This window comes from Stenotrophomonas sp. WZN-1 (genome assembly GCF_002192255.1).
In the GTDB taxonomy this organism is placed as follows: Bacteria; Pseudomonadota; Gammaproteobacteria; order Xanthomonadales; family Xanthomonadaceae; genus Stenotrophomonas.
Window position 1 is genome coordinate 2,502,390 of sequence record NZ_CP021768.1, and the last position, 13,223, is coordinate 2,515,612.

Genomic DNA, 13,223 nt, shown 5'->3' on the forward strand with positions numbered 1-13,223 from the left:
TACCATCACGGATCAACCGCCGACGATGCGGCCATCCACTACGCGTACTACCTGCTGGCCGAACATGGCCACATCCTGCGGGTCGTGGCTGATCAACAGCAACGGAATACCGGTCTTGTCCAGCACGGCCTCCAGCTCCTGCCGCAGGTGCTGGCGCAGGTCATGGTCCAGCGCGGAGAACGGCTCATCCAGCAGCAACGCCTGCGGCTGCGTCACCAGGGCGCGCGCCAGTGCAGTGCGCTGGCGCTGGCCACCGGACACCTGGGAAGGCAGCAGATCACCCACCGTGTCGATGCGGAATGCATGCAACCACTGCTCCACTGCATCAAAGCGCTGCCCGCTGCGCGGATTGAGCCAGCCCTTCTGCAACCCGAACGCCACGTTCTGGCGCACGCTCAGATGCGGGAACAGCGCGTAATCCTGGAACACATATCCCAGCCGACGACGCTGCGGCGGCAGATCCACACCGGTGGCCGCATCGAACAGGGTCTGCCCCTGCACGCGCACATGACCCTGGCCTGGCCGCAGCAAGCCGGCCACTGCCTTCAGGGTCAGGCTCTTGCCCGCGCCGGAGGGACCGAACAGCACCACCTGCCGCTGCGTGCACTGCAACGCTACGTCCAGCACGAAACTCTGGCCCGCCGCCTGCAGCCGACGCTGCACCTGCAGATCAAGCCACATCGCGCAGCTCCCGGCGACGCCCGCCCACCAGCCGCGCGGCCAGCAGCAGGATCACGATGCACACCACCGAGGTCAGGATCACCAGCGCGTTGGCCTTGCCGTCCTGACCGGCCTGCACCGCTTCGTAGATGGCGATCGACAGCGTCTGCGTGCGTCCCGGAATGCTGCCGGCCACCATCAGGGTGGCGCCGAACTCGCCCATCGCACGTGCAAACGCCAGCAGCAGGCCCGCGAGAATGCCGCGCCAGGCCAGCGGCAACGTGATGCGAAAGAACACCGCCGCTTCGGACACACCGAGCGTGCGTGCGGCCTCCTCCAGCTGTCCGTCCACTTCCTCGAACGCCGCGCGCGCCGGCTTGAACACCAGCGGCAGCGAGGCCACCGCCGCAGCGATCACCGCCGCCTGCCAGGTGAATACCAGGTTGATTCCGAACCAGGACTGCAACCACGCACCGATCGGTCCGTTACGGCCGATCAGCACCAGCAGGTAATAGCCCAGCACCGTCGGCGGCAGCACCATCGGCAGGGTCAACACCGAATCCAGCACCTCGCGACCGGGAAAGCGACGGCGCGCCAGCAGCGCGCCCAGACCAACGCCCAGCACCAGATTGATCGCAGTGGCCCAACCGGCCACCTTCAGCGACAACCCCAGCGCGCTCCAGTCGAGATCCATGCCTCAGGGCTTGCCGAACCCATGCCTGGCCAGGATCGCCTGGCCCTGGGCCGAACGCACGAAAGTGGCAAACCGCTTGGCCTCCGCCGGCTGCGCACTGGCCTTGGTCACCGCCAGCGGATAGGCAATGCGCCCCGACACCGGCACCGCGAACGCGCGGCGCACCCGGTCGGGCATCGCCTGCGCATCGGTGGCGTAGACGAAGCCGGCATCCACTTCACCGCGCGCCACGTAATCCAGTGATTGGCGCACGTTCTGCGTGGTGATGATCCTGCCCTGCACCGACGGCCACAGGCCGGCTGCTTCCAACGCGCCCTTGGCATAGCGGCCGACCGGCACGCTGTCCGGGTTGCCCAGTGCGATGCGCTGCACGCCGGCACCGGCCAGGTCCTTCAAGCTACGCGGCGCAGCCTTGGCCTGCGGCGGCACCACCACCCACAGCGCGTTCACCGCGAACACCTCGCGGGTACCGGCCGCCAGCAGGTCCTGCTGCTGGGCCTGGTCCATCGTGGTTTCATCGGCCGACGCGAACACATCCACCGGTGCGCCACGGCTGATCTGCTGCAGCAGCACGCCGGACGCGGCGAAGTTGAGATCGACCTTGGTTCCCGGATGCGCCTTCTCATAGGCGGTGCCCAGTTCGCGGAAGCTCTCGGTCAGGCTCGAGGCCGCCGACACCGTCAGCTCGGCCGCCCACGCCGGCAGCGTGGCAAGCAATCCCAGCAACAACAGTCCAGCGCGCTTCATCGTCGGCTCCCGGCCAGGTTCAGTTCGGATCGGATTCGTCGGCTACCGCCAGCGCCGCCAGGCGCTCGGGCTGCAGCAGCAGGATTTCGCGCTGCTTCACCGCGATGATCCCATCATCGCTCAGGCGGCGCAGCACGCGACTGGCGGTTTCAGGCGCCATCCGCAAGTAATTGGCGATCTCGGTGCGTGCCATCGTCAGGTTGAAGCGCGTGGCGGAAAAACCGCGCCGCGCGTAGCGCTCGGACATGTCCAGCAGGAACGCCGCCATGCGCTCTTCGGTACGGTGGTTGGCGGCCAGCGTGGCGACCTTGCCGATCTCCGCACTGAGCAGGCTGAACAGCTTGGCCTGCAGCCCCGGCATGCGCGTGGCCAGCAGGCTCAGCTTGGGGAACGAAATGCGGCACAGGTGCACGGTATCCAGCGCCACCGCATTGCAGGGGAAGCGGGAGCCGTGGATCGCATTCAGGCCGATCACTTCGCCCGGCAGGCTGAAGCCCAGCACCTGCTCGTTGCCCTGGCTGTCATCGACGAAGGTCTTGACCATGCCAGCGCGCACCGCAGCGATCGAATCGAACGATTCGCCGGCGCGGAAGATGTAGTCACCCGCATGGAACGGGCCGACGTGGTCGACCAGCACGTGCAGGTCACCCAGTGCGGTCTTGTCGTAACCCTGCGACATGCAGGCATCGGAAAACGCGCAGGTGCTGCAGAAGTGCAGCGCGTCGCCGTCATCGGCAGCGGCGGGGTTCGGTGTGGCCTGGCCGAGGCGGCCGTGCGAAGGCGGATTCGAAGACATCGGGGCAGGACTCAAGCGATGGCGGCCGCCGGCCGGAAGCATGCGGCCATCATACGCCACAGCAGGCGCCCTTCTTCGGCCAGCCGCAGCACGCGTGCATCCCAATGTGCCCAGCCGCGTGCCAGCAACGGCGACAGCGTGGGCAGCTGCTCGGCGAAGCATTCTTCGAACGGTTCATCGTTGCGCCACTCGAAGGCAGCCGCGTCGAGGGCGTGATCGCAGGCGATGCTCTGCGCCACTTCAGCCACCAAGCGCTCGTCCTCGGACAGAATCAGCCCGGCAGCCACACCCATGTGACCCGCCTGCAAGCGCGCACGCCACTCTCCCAGTTCGTCCTCCAGCCGGTAGAACACCTCGCCGATCTGGCTGCAGGCAGACAGACCGAGGCCGATGAAATCACTGCGGTCGCGGCGTGGCACACCGGCCAGGTCGCAATGGCGCTGGCCATCGCCCGGGCCATGCGGGTTCGGCAGGTCGCCGCGTTGATAGTGATCGCCACCGATCGGTTCGTAACCCGCTGTGCGCAGCAGGCGCCAGGCCTGCAGCCAGTGCGCCGCCGAGGGATCCCGTGGCAGCGCACACGGCGCCGGCAGCAGGATGCGCTCGGGCGCTTCGGCCAGCACCTCATGCAGTCGTTCGATGAAGCCGGTGTCGTCGCTGCCGGGCACCCGCAACTGGTAGTAGCGCGCGGTGAAGCCGACCTGCCGCGCCTGTGCCAGCAGGGTCGGCCCGGGCGCATCGGCACGATCGATCACGTTCAGGCGGGTGCAGCCCACCGCGCGCAGCTGCGCCGGCGCCAGCGTGCTGCCCGCGTCCAGCCGCACCTCCACCTGTGGCCGCGCCACCGTGCGCAGGTGCTGTGGCACGGCGTCCAGCAGCTGGCCCAGCTGGGACGGTGGCAACGTCTCGGCCAATCCCAGCTGCAACACCATCGCCACCACTTCGCGGTCCTCGGCCAGGGCATCAGCCTGCAGCCGCAGGGCCAGCAGCAAGGTGTCCAGATAGGCCTGCGGCGGCACATCGCGACCACCGCGACCGGCCTGGAAGCCGAGCGTCAAGCCGCGCGGGATCAGGTGCTCGTTGCTGGCGCGCACGGCGGCACGCCAGCCGCTATCGCCAAAGCCGGCGCTGAACTGGTCAGCCGGCGGAAACAGCACGTGCCGGGGCTGCCGCAGCAGTGCCGCCTGCAGCGCAGTGTCCTCACTCTCATCGACGTGGAAGCTCATGGCACACATCTTCGGGCGTTCCTCTTCGCGTGGCCCTGATTGAAATCAAGCGTGGCGCATCGGTGGGTTCATGCCGGCCAGCGGCCGGCACTACTCTTTCACCCACTACCCGGTAGTGCCGGCCGCTGGCCAGCAACCCGTTCACCTGCCGCGCACCCGTTCGGCGGCGGCCGCATCAATGGCTTCGGGCAGGTCGGTCTCGCGGTCGATCTGCGGGAAGTGACGGCGCTCCATGCGGCGGATCGCAAAATGCATCCACGCCAGTGCAGCCGCCACCAGCACGAACAGCAGCATGAAACAGCTGCTCCAGATGCCCACCGCATCGTTCAATGCCCCGAACACGATCGGCAGGATGAACCCACCCAGGCCGCCGATCATGCCGACCACACCGCCCACCGCGCCCACATGCTTGGGGTAGTACACCGGTATGTGCTTGTAGACCGCGGCCTTGCCCAGCGACATGAAGAAGCCCAGCACGAACACCAGCACGGTGAACATCACCACGCCGATCGCCAGATGGAAGTGGATCGGGCCGTGGATGCCCTGCACCACATACTCGGTATCCGGGTAGGCCAGCAGGAACGTGCAGATGGCCGACACGCCGAAGGTCCAGTACATCACCCGCCGCGCGCCCATCCGGTCCGACATCCAGCCACCGACCACGCGGAACAGGCTGGCCGGGATCGAATAGCACGCCGCCAGCATGCCGGCGTGGCCCACATCCATGCCGTAAGCGCCCACCAGGTAGTGCGGCAGCCACAGCGCCAGCGCCACGAAGCCACCGAACACGAAGAAGTAGTACAGCGAGAACCGCCAGACCTGCAGGTTCTTCAGCGGCGCCATCTGCTCGGCGAAGGGCACCGGCTTCACGCCCTCGCGGCGACGCTGCTCCAGCGACGGATCTTCCTTGCTGAAGAGGAAGAACAAGACCGCGGTGACGGCCAGCGCTACCGCCCATACCTTGGCAACCATGGTCCAGCCGGCGGCCACCATCACCAGCGGCGCCAGCAGCTTGGTCACCGCCGAGCCGATGTTGCCGGCACCGAAGATGCCCAGTGCGGTGCCCTGCTTGCTGGCCGGGAACCACTTCGACACGTAGGCCACGCCCACCGAGAAGTTGCCACCGGCGATGCCCACGCACAGCGCGGCGATCAGGAACTGGGTGTAGGTCTGCGCGTAGGTCAGCATCCAGGTAGCCACAGCGCCACACAGCATCACCAGCACCATCACCTTGCGGCCACCGAACTGGTCGGACCAGATGCCGAGGAAGACCCGGCTGACCGAACCGGTCAGCACCGGCGTGGCGATCAAAAGGCCGAACTGGGTGTCATTCAACCCGAGCTGTTGACTGATCTGGATGCCGATGATCGAAAAGATCATCCACACCGCGAAGCACACGGTGAAGGCGAACGTGCTCAGCCACAGCGCACGCTGCTGCTGCCCGGCACTGGCGGGGGCAAGGGCCTGGTTCATGGGGTTTCCTCGTTCAATGGGGGTCAGCCGATATCCGCTTCGGCTTCGATCTCATCCAGCCCGCGCACCGGGTAGCGTTCCTGCAGCTGCAGCAGGTAAGCCTGCACCTCGCGCAGGCGCACCTGCAGTTCCAGATAGTCACGCAGCAGCGGCAGCACCACCTCGAATGGCTGCGGCTGGCCCTCCTCGCGGGCATCGACGCAGACCACGTGGTAGCCCCAGCGCGATTCCACCGGGAATCCAGCCAGGCCCTCGCGCAGGCGGAACACCTGGCGGTCGAACTCCGGCGTGGTCTGCCCGCGCTGCAGCCAGCCGAGGTCGCCGCCCTCGCTGCTGGACGGGCAGCGCGAATGGCGCAGGGCGAAATCGGCGAACAGGTGCGGCGACTCCTTCAGCAGGCCGACCAGCCGCTCGCCCTCGGTGCGTGCAGCGAAGCGCCCGGCCACGTCGTCGGCCGGCGCCGCCAGCAGGATATGGCGCAGGCGCACGCGATCGGGCGAGCGGAAGCGCTCCGGGTTCTGTTCGAAGTAGCGGCGGCAGTCCTCGTCGGTCGGCACGCGGTCTTCGATCGCGTCCTCAAGCAGCTGCTGGATCAGCACTTCCTCGCCGCTGACCCGGTTGCCCTCCGGCGCCTGCAGGCCCAGCCGCTGCGCTTCCAGACGCAGCAGCTCGCGCACCACCAGTGCACGCGCCGCTTCGGCGCGTGACTGTTCCGGGCGCATCGCCCGATGGTGCTGCATCTCACGGGCGATGTCGGCCTCGCTGATCGCGGTCTCGTCCACGAACAGCCGGCACGGCGCCGGCTGCCCGAGCGAGCGCGGTCCCTGCTCCGCCGCGTCGTGGTGGTGCGAATGCGCCTCGGCCGGAACCGGGGCATTGGAGTCGATCACGGTGATCGGCAGGAATTTCGGCAGGCTGCCCATGAATTACTCCCGCGGACCGTAGCGCAGCGTGGCCTGGCGGCGGCGCACCACCTGGTACGGCCGCCACAGGTAGCTGATCGGAATGCTCCACACGTGCACCAGGCGGGTGAACGGCGCGATCAGGAACAGGGTCAGGCCCAGGAAGATATGCATCTTGTAGACCCAGCTGACGCCCTCGATATAGTCGGCGGCACCGGCGCGGAAGGTCACAATATGCTGCGCCCATTCGGCCAGCTGCACCATCACCCCACCGTCCAGGTGGCCGGACGAGATGCGGATGCTGTACAGGCCCAGGCACAGCTGCGCGAACAGCAGCACCAGCACCAGCGTGTCACCGAAGCTGCCGGTAGCCCGTACCCGCGCATTGAACAGCCGGCGCACCAGCAGGATGCTGATGCCGATGAAGCACAGCGCGCCGAACACACCGCCGACCACCATCGCCAGCATCTGCTTCTGCGACGAGGTGATGAAGTGCTCGTACACCGCGTGCGGGGTCAGCAGGCCGACCAGGTGGCCACCGAGGATGGCCAGGATGCCGATATGGAAGCAGTTGCTGCCGATCCGCATGCCCTTGTCCGACAGCATCTGGCTGGAGCCGGTGCGCCAGGTGTACATGGCCTTGTCATAGCGCGCCCAGCTGCCGATCAGCAGCACCGCCACGGCGATGTACGGGTAGTACTGGAAGGCGAATTGATGCAGGGAGTAACTCATGGCTGGACCTCTCGATGCGATGGACGGGCCGGCGAACGCACGGGCGGCTTGCAGTCTTCGGCAGGAGCTTCGGCGCCGAAGCGCACCGCCTCCTCCTCCCACAAGCGGTCCATGGCCTCGGCGGTATCGTCGCGGACTTCCTCGCTGGCACGCTGGCGCAGCGCCTGCAGATCGGCCTTGCCGTCGCCGGCCTCGACCAGGATCTCGAACAGCACCCGGTGCGGCAGCTCGCGCTCGGCGGCACGCGCCGCCAGCATCCCGGCGATATGGCCGATGTGGTGCAACCACTCGCGGGCCTCGCTGCCGGGGCGATGGGCCAGGAACTCCAGCAGCAGCGGCAGGTAGTCCGGCAACTCGCGTGCATCCAGCTCGAAGCCGTTGCGGCGGTAGGTTTCGACCAGATCGACCATGGCCTGGCCACGGTCGCGCGACTCGCCATGGATGTGTTCGAACAGCAGCAGGCTCATCGAGCGGCCGCGGTCGAAACTGGCCAGCCAGGCGGCCTGCGCATCCAGCGCATCGGTGCCCAGCAGCTGCTGCACGAAGCTGCGCAGCTGCTGGCGGCGGGCGGCGTTCAGCGCCGGGTCGTCGCAGGCAGCGAGCAGTTCCTCGCCGTGCTGCCACAGTTCTTCACGGGGATAATCCAGCAACACCCCGACCAGCTTGAGCACGCCCATCACACCACCTCCTTGCGGCGGTGGTTCGGCCCCTTGTCCACCACGAAGGTAGTGCTCTTGCGCTGGCCGAACAGGTCGGCCGGGCTGTCACCGTTGCAGCCGTTGCCGAAGGTGAAGCCGCAGCCGCCGCGCTCGCCGAAGGCATCGTTGGCGTACTCGCGGTGGCCGGTGGGAATCACGAAACGGTCCTCGTAGTTGGCGATGGCAAGGTAGCGGTACATTTCTTCCACCTGGGCGATGCTCAGCCCCGTCTGTTCCAGCACCGCGGTGTCTTCCACGCCGTCCACATTCTTGGCCCGGCGCCAGGCACGCATCGCCATCAGCCGCTCCAGCGCACGCACCACCGGCGCCTCGTCACCGGCCGTCAGCAGGTTGGCCAGGTAGCGCATCGGGATGCGCAGCGAGGCCACGTCCGGCAGTTCGCCGCTCATGCCCACGCGGCCACGCTCGGCGGCGGACTGGATCGGCGACAACGGCGGCACGTACCAGACCATCGGCAGCGTGCGGTATTCCGGGTGCAGCGGCAGCGCCAGCTTCCAGTCGATCGCCAGCTTGTACACCGGCGACTGCTTGGCCGCGTCCAGCCAGCTGTCCGGGATGCCCTCCTTGCGCGCGGCGGCGATCACCGCCGGATCGTTCGGGTCCAGGAAGATGTCCAGGTGGGCCTGGTACAGGTCCTTCTCGGCGGCCACCGAAGCCGCCTCGGCGATGCGGTCGGCGTCGTACAGCATCACGCCCAGGTAGCGGATGCGGCCCACGCAGGTTTCCGAACACACCGTCGGCTCGCCCATCTCGATGCGCGGGTAGCAGAAGATGCACTTCTCCGACTTGCCGCTCTTCCAGTTGTAGTAGATCTTCTTGTACGGGCACGCCGACACGCACATGCGCCAGCCGCGGCACTTGTCCTGGTCGATCAGCACGATGCCATCTTCCTCGCGCTTGTAGATCGCACCCGAGGGGCACGCCGACACGCACGCCGGGTTCAGGCAGTGCTCGCACAGGCGCGGCAGGTACATCATGAAGGTCTTCTCGAAGGCGCCGTAGATCTCCTTCTGCACCTGGTCGAAGTTGTAGTCGCGCGAACGCTTGCTGAACTCCGAGCCGAGGATCTCCTCCCAGTTCGGGCCCCACTCGATCTTCTGCATGCGCTCGCCACTGATCAGCGAACGCGGCCTCGCGGTGGGCTGGTGCTGGCTGTCCTTGGCGGTGTGCAGGTTCTGGTAGTCGAAATCGAACGGCTCGTAGTAGTCGTCGATCTGCGGCAGGTCCGGGTTGGCGAAGATCTTGGCCAGCATGCGCCAGCGGCCACCGGCACGCGGCACCAGCTTGCCGGCGCGGGTGCGTACCCAGCCGCCGTTCCACTTGTCCTGGTTTTCCCATTCCTTCGGGTAGCCGATGCCCGGCTTGGTTTCCACGTTGTTGAACCAGGCGTACTCGACGCCCTCGCGCGAGGTCCAGACGTTCTTGCAGGTGATCGAGCAGGTATGGCAGCCGATGCACTTGTCCAGGTTCAGCACCATCGCGATCTGTGCACGGACCTTCATCACACCACCTCCTTGCTGGCCGATGCCGAAGCACCAGCGGGCTGTTCATCGTCCAACCAGTCGATCTTGTCCATCTTGCGCACGATCACGAACTCGTCGCGGTTGGTGCCACAGGTACCGTAGTAGTTGAAGCCGTACGCCAACTGCGCGTAGCCGCCGATCATGTGGGTGGGCTTGAGCACGATGCGGGTCACCGAGTTGTGGATGCCGCCGCGGGTCCCGGAAATCTCCGAGCCCGGCACGTTGATGATGCGTTCCTGGGCGTGGTACATCATCGCCATGCCCGGCATCACGCGCTGGCTGACCACTGCACGCGCGGCGATCGCACCGTTCACGTTGAACAACTCGATCCAGTCGTTGTCGACGATGCCGGCACTGCGCGCGTCGTCCTCGCTGATCCACACGATCGGGCCACCGCGCGACAGCGTCTGCATGATCAGGTTGTCGCTGTAAGTGCTGTGGATGCCCCACTTCTGGTGGGGCGTGATCCAGTTCAGCACGATCTCCTTGTTGCCGTTCGGGCGCTGGTTCAGCAGCGGCTCCACCGTGCGCGTGTTGACTGGCGGCCGGTAGCCCATGAAGGCCTCGCCGAAGTCGATCATCCACTCGTGGTCCTGGTAGAACTGCTGGCGGCCGGTCACCGTGCGCCACGGAATCAGCTCATGCACGTTGGTATAGCCGGCGTTGTAGCTGACGTTGTCGTCTTCCAGGCCCGACCAGATCGGTGAGGAGATGATCTTGCGCGGCTGCGCCTGGATGTCACGGAAGCGGATCGCCTCGTGCTCCTTGCCCACCGCCAGGTGGGTGTGCTCGCGGCCGGTGAAGGTCCCCAGCGATTCCCACGCCTTCACTGCGACGTGGCCATTGGTTTCCGGCGCCAGGTGCAGGATCACCTCGGCCGCATCGATCGCGGTCGAAATGGCCGGGCGACCCTGGCTCACGCCCGCGTCGTGCACGGTGTGGTTGAGCTTGCCGAGGAATTCGACCTCGTGCTTGGTGTCCCAGCTCATGCCTTTGCCGCCGTTGCCCAGCTTGTCCAGCAGCGGGCCCAGCGAGGTGAACTTGCGGTACAGGTTCGGGTAGTCGCGCTCCACCACCGTCATCGACGGCATGGTCTGGCCCGGAATGGCCTCGCACTCGCCCTTCTTCCAGTCGGCCACGCCGAACGGCATGCCCAGCTCGTTCGGGGTGTCGTGCAGCGTCGGCACCAGCACCAGATCCTTCTCGACACCCAGCACGCCCGGCGCCATCTCGCTCACGGTGCGGGCGACTTCCTTGAATATCTCCCAGTCGCTGCGCGATTCCCAGGCCGGATCCACCGCCTTCGACAGCGGGTGGATGAACGGGTGCATGTCCGAGGTGTTGAGGTCGTCCTTCTCGTACCAGGTCGCGGTCGGCAGCACGATGTCCGAGTACAGCGCGGTGGTGCACATGCGGAAGTCGAGCGTGACCAGCAGGTCCAGCTTGCCTTCCGGCGCCTCGTCACGCCACGTCACTTCCTCCGGCTTGATCGCCCCCATCTCGCCCAGATCCTTGCCCTGCAGCCCATGGCGTGTGCCCAGCAGGTGCCGCAGCATGTATTCGTGGCCCTTGCCCGAGGAACCGAGCAGGTTCGAGCGCCAGATGAACATCATTCGCGGGTGGTTCTGCTGTGCATCCGGATCGGCAAAGGCGAAGTCCAGCGAGCCGTCCTTGAACTTGCCCAGCGCGTAGTCGGCTGGGGCCACGCCCGCTGCCTCGGCCTCGCGTACCAGCTGCAGCGGGTTGCGGTCCAGCTGCGGCGCACACGGCAACCAGCCCATGCGCACCGCGCGCAGGTTCAGGTCGGCCAGGCTGCCGCTGTACTTGCTCGCGTCCGCCAGGGGCGACAGCAGCTCGTCCACCTGCAGCTTCTCGTAGCGCCACTGCCCGGTGTTGAAGTAGAAGAACGAGGTGCCGTTCATGTGGCGCGGCGGGCGGCTCCAGTCCAGGCCGAAGGCCAGCGGCTGCCAGCCGGTCTGCGGGCGCAGCTTCTCCTGGCCCACGTAGTGCGCCCAACCACCACCGGTCTGGCCCACGCAACCGCACATGATCAGCATGTTGATCAGGCCGCGGTAGTTCATGTCGTTGTGGAACCAGTGGTTCATGCCCGCGCCGACGATGATCATCGAGCGGCCATGGGTCTTGTCGGCGGTACGCGCGAACTCGCGGGCGATCTCGATCACCTCGGCACGCGGTACGCCGGTGATGCGTTCCTGCCAGGCCGGCGTGCCCGGCACCATGTCGTCGAAGCTCGATGCCACGTTGCCGCCGCCAAAGCCGCGGTCCACGCCGTACTGGGCCAGCAGCAGGTCGTAGACCGTGGCCACCAGGGTCTCGCCACCCTCGGCCAGGGCCAGGCGACGCACCGGGATGTTGCGCTCAAGCACGTCGTCGGCCGGCGCGGCAGTCCAGCCATCGGTCTCGATGCCACCGAAGTACGGGAAGCTCACCGCTTCGATGCCCTCATGGCCATCGGCCAGGCTCAGGCGCAGGCGTGTATCGGCGCCCTTGCTTTCCTTCTCCTCGATGTTCCACTTGCCCTTCTCGCCCCAGCGGAAGCCGATTGAGCCATTGGGCACCACGATCTGGCCGCTGGTCTCGTCGTAGGCCAGCGTCTTCCAGTCCGGGTTGTTGGCTTCGCCCAGCCCACCCAGTTCACTGGCACGCAGGAAACGGCCCGGCACCAGGCGGCCATCGTCGCGGCGTTCCAGGCGCACCAGCATCGGCATGTCCGAGTACTGGCGGCAGTAGTCCTGGAAGTACTGCGAAGGCGAATCGACGTGGAACTCGCGCAGGATCACATGACCGAAGGCGAAGGCCAGTGCCGCGTCGGTGCCCTGCTTGGGGTGCAGCCAATGGTCGGTCAGCTTGGCCAGCTCGGAATAGTCCGGGCAGATCGCCACCGTCTTGGTGCCGTTGTAGCGCGCCTCGGTGAAGAAATGCGCATCGGGCGTGCGCGTCTGCGGCACGTTCGAGCCCCAGGCGATGATGTAGCGGCTGTTGTACCAGTCGGCCGATTCGGGCACGTCGGTCTGCTCGCCCCAGATCTGCGGCGAGGCCGGCGGCAGGTCGCAGTACCAGTCATAGAAGGACAGGCAGGCGCCGCCCAGCAGCGACAGGTAGCGCGCGCCGGCGGCGTAGGAGACCATCGACATCGCCGGAATGGGCGAGAAGCCGACCACGCGGTCCGGGCCATACTGCTTCACCGTGTACAGGTTGGAGGCAGCGATGATCTCGTTGGCCTCTTCCCACTGCAGGCGCACGAAGCCGCCCATGCCGCGGCGGGTCTTGTACGAACGCGCCTTCTCCTTGTCCTCCACGATGCTGGCCCAGGCGTCGACCGGGCCCTTGCTCTTGCGCGCTTCGCGCCACAGGCGCAGCAGCGTGCCGCGGATCAGCGGGTACTTCAGCCGGTTGGCGCTGTACAGGTACCAGGAATAGCTGGCGCCACGCGGGCAGCCACGCGGTTCGTGGTTGGGCAGGTCCGGGCGCGTGCGCGGGTAGTCGGTCTGCTGGGTTTCCCAGGTGACCAGGCCGTTCTTGACGTAGATCTTCCAGCTGCAGGAGCCGGTGCAGTTCACGCCGTGGGTGGAACGCACGATCTTGTCGTACTGCCAGCGGGCGCGGTAGCTGTTTTCCCAGTCACGGCCTTCGCTCTTGGCGAATCCGTGGCCATCGGCAAAGGTCTGGGGGTCACGCTTGAAGAACTGCAAGCGATCGAGGAAATAACTCATCGGGGGTCTCCCTTTGC

11 protein-coding genes are annotated in these 13,223 nt (G+C 66.7%); all 11 read right to left on the reverse strand.

Translation table 11 applies throughout. The features are described 5' to 3' along the window. Positions 1-12 precede the first annotated feature (12 nt). Positions 13-681 carry an ATP-binding cassette domain-containing protein gene (locus CCR98_RS11835; RefSeq protein ID WP_087922764.1) on the reverse strand — a complete coding sequence of 223 codons (669 nt, stop codon included), beginning with the start codon at positions 679-681 and terminating at the stop codon, positions 13-15. Further along, positions 671-1,354 carry a molybdate ABC transporter permease subunit gene (gene modB, locus CCR98_RS11840; RefSeq protein ID WP_087922765.1) on the reverse strand — a complete coding sequence of 228 codons (684 nt, stop codon included), beginning with the start codon at positions 1,352-1,354 and terminating at the stop codon, positions 671-673. The genes CCR98_RS11835 and modB overlap by 11 nt, the downstream gene beginning before the upstream one ends. A 3-nt stretch (positions 1,355-1,357) precedes the next feature. Next, the gene (modA, locus tag CCR98_RS11845) at positions 1,358-2,101 is read right to left on the reverse strand and encodes a molybdate ABC transporter substrate-binding protein (protein ID WP_087922766.1); all 744 of its coding nucleotides are present in this window, start codon (positions 2,099-2,101) and stop codon (positions 1,358-1,360) included. 19 nt (positions 2,102-2,120) lie between these two features. Continuing rightward, positions 2,121-2,897 (reverse strand): helix-turn-helix domain-containing protein, encoded by a 777-nt coding sequence (locus CCR98_RS11850; protein WP_087922767.1) that lies wholly within the window; start codon positions 2,895-2,897, stop codon positions 2,121-2,123. An 11-nt stretch (positions 2,898-2,908) separates the two neighbouring features. Then, positions 2,909-4,123, reverse strand: a complete 1,215-nt coding sequence (locus CCR98_RS11855) for a coproporphyrinogen III oxidase (RefSeq protein ID WP_087922768.1) — start codon at positions 4,121-4,123, stop codon at positions 2,909-2,911. A gap of 141 nt (positions 4,124-4,264) precedes the next feature. Then, complete coding sequence (locus CCR98_RS11860; RefSeq protein WP_087922769.1) at positions 4,265-5,596, reverse strand: nitrate/nitrite transporter; 1,332 nt, start codon at positions 5,594-5,596, stop codon at positions 4,265-4,267. Positions 5,597-5,619: 23 nt separating this feature from the next. Then, positions 5,620-6,519, reverse strand: a complete 900-nt coding sequence (locus CCR98_RS11865) for a peptidylprolyl isomerase (protein WP_087922770.1) — start codon at positions 6,517-6,519, stop codon at positions 5,620-5,622. 3 nt (positions 6,520-6,522) lie between these two features. Then, positions 6,523-7,230, reverse strand: coding sequence for a respiratory nitrate reductase subunit gamma (gene narI, locus CCR98_RS11870; protein ID WP_010485313.1), 708 nt, complete (start codon positions 7,228-7,230; stop codon positions 6,523-6,525). After that, on the reverse strand, positions 7,227-7,907 hold the full coding sequence (gene narJ, locus CCR98_RS11875) for a nitrate reductase molybdenum cofactor assembly chaperone (RefSeq protein ID WP_087922771.1): 681 nt from the start codon (positions 7,905-7,907) through the stop codon (positions 7,227-7,229). Before narJ ends, narI begins: the two co-directional genes overlap by 4 nt. Then, complete coding sequence (gene narH, locus CCR98_RS11880; RefSeq protein WP_012511273.1) at positions 7,907-9,451, reverse strand: nitrate reductase subunit beta; 1,545 nt, start codon at positions 9,449-9,451, stop codon at positions 7,907-7,909. Before narH ends, narJ begins: the two co-directional genes overlap by 1 nt. After that, a complete protein-coding gene (locus CCR98_RS11885) occupies positions 9,451-13,206 on the reverse strand; it encodes a nitrate reductase subunit alpha (protein WP_087922772.1) in 3,756 nt (1,251 codons plus the stop codon). The genes narH and CCR98_RS11885 overlap by 1 nt, the downstream gene beginning before the upstream one ends. Positions 13,207-13,223: the final 17 nt, after the last annotated feature.

What these genes read in the sequence shown, in the direction of transcription:
- CCR98_RS11885 (WP_087922772.1), bottom strand. Translation starts at nt 13,206, where the DNA reads ATGAGTTATTTCCTCGATCGCTTGCAGTTCTTCAAGCGTGACCCCCAG.
- CCR98_RS11850 (WP_087922767.1), bottom strand. Translation starts at nt 2,897, where the DNA reads ATGTCTTCGAATCCGCCTTCGCACGGCCGCCTCGGCCAGGCCACACCG.
- CCR98_RS11865 (WP_087922770.1), bottom strand. Translation starts at nt 6,519, where the DNA reads ATGGGCAGCCTGCCGAAATTCCTGCCGATCACCGTGATCGACTCCAAT.
- narJ (WP_087922771.1), bottom strand. Translation starts at nt 7,907, where the DNA reads ATGGGCGTGCTCAAGCTGGTCGGGGTGTTGCTGGATTATCCCCGTGAA.
- CCR98_RS11855 (WP_087922768.1), bottom strand. Translation starts at nt 4,123, where the DNA reads ATGAGCTTCCACGTCGATGAGAGTGAGGACACTGCGCTGCAGGCGGCA.
- modA (WP_087922766.1), bottom strand. Translation starts at nt 2,101, where the DNA reads ATGAAGCGCGCTGGACTGTTGTTGCTGGGATTGCTTGCCACGCTGCCG.
- narH (WP_012511273.1), bottom strand. Translation starts at nt 9,451, where the DNA reads ATGAAGGTCCGTGCACAGATCGCGATGGTGCTGAACCTGGACAAGTGC.
- CCR98_RS11835 (WP_087922764.1), bottom strand. Translation starts at nt 681, where the DNA reads ATGTGGCTTGATCTGCAGGTGCAGCGTCGGCTGCAGGCGGCGGGCCAG.
- modB (WP_087922765.1), bottom strand. Translation starts at nt 1,354, where the DNA reads ATGGATCTCGACTGGAGCGCGCTGGGGTTGTCGCTGAAGGTGGCCGGT.
- narI (WP_010485313.1), bottom strand. Translation starts at nt 7,230, where the DNA reads ATGAGTTACTCCCTGCATCAATTCGCCTTCCAGTACTACCCGTACATC.
- CCR98_RS11860 (WP_087922769.1), bottom strand. Translation starts at nt 5,596, where the DNA reads ATGAACCAGGCCCTTGCCCCCGCCAGTGCCGGGCAGCAGCAGCGTGCG.